At 64.6% G+C, this 345-nt stretch carries 1 protein-coding gene; it reads right to left on the bottom strand.

The window, feature by feature from the left end; all coding sequences use genetic code 11:
- On the bottom strand, window positions 1-345 hold a 345-nt coding region (locus tag KNP06_RS15215), incomplete at both ends, for an IS30 family transposase (RefSeq protein WP_214789520.1).

Genomic DNA, 345 nt, shown 5'->3' on the forward strand with positions numbered 1-345 from the left:
GCGAGATAGAACCGGCTCTTCCGCTCGATGAACGTCGCGACGCACGCCTTCGACTTCCCTCGTCCGGAGACGACGGTGTCGAGCTCCCAGTGCCCGAACGTCCGGCGCCCCCTGACCTCTGGCGGCCGTTGCGAGATGGGGAGTCCGATGTTGATGCGCCCGCGCGTCTCGGTCGGCTTTTGACGTTTCCCTTTCTGGCGGAGCACGGTCAGGGGCACGTCGATCCGTCCCGCGTAGATCCAACGGTAGATGGTGGAGAAGGCAATTTTTCCTGCGTAGAGGCGGCCGACGATCTGTTCCGGGGACCAGGTCGCACGCAGCTTCTCGACGATCGTCCGGCGCATC

Origin of the sequence: Exiguobacterium sp. s21, from assembly GCF_018617975.1 — a bacterium.
In the GTDB taxonomy this organism is placed as follows: domain Bacteria; phylum Bacillota; class Bacilli; order Exiguobacteriales; family Exiguobacteriaceae; genus Exiguobacterium; species Exiguobacterium mexicanum_A.